At 46.1% G+C, this 393-nt stretch carries 1 protein-coding gene; it reads left to right on the forward strand.

Annotated features, from left to right (window positions below; translation table 11 throughout):
* Positions 1-393 (forward strand): histidine kinase dimerization/phospho-acceptor domain-containing protein (locus tag A3751_RS02505; RefSeq protein ID WP_156492214.1); only part of this gene is annotated, 393 nt, incomplete at both ends.

Here is a 393-nt window from a genome sequence, read left to right on the forward strand (position 1 = left end):
TTGAGTTCTTGGCCTGTACTAGGTCTTTTGATATTCGGTCTATTGGCTAGTATCTATGGATTGGTTGCTGTCTTTGTTCAAGGTTATGAGCGCAAGTTGCTCAGTGTTGAAACCGTTGCGGCTCGCATATCTAGAGGCGAATTGGATGCGCGTGTAAAAATTTCTAATGACGGCAATGAGTCGGTGGAGCGTTTAGGGACGGCCTTCAATGCAATGGCTGATCACATTCAGCGCTTGATGCTGGTTCAGAAAGAAATGATTCATGCGGTCTCGCATGAGTTGCGAACTCCTGTGGCGCGTATTCGTTTTGGTGTTCAGATGATTGAAGATTGCTTCGATGACGCGTCTCGACAGAAACAAATCAAGGGGATTGATGGCGATATTCAAGAGCTA

The organism is Oleiphilus sp. HI0080 (assembly GCF_001635135.1).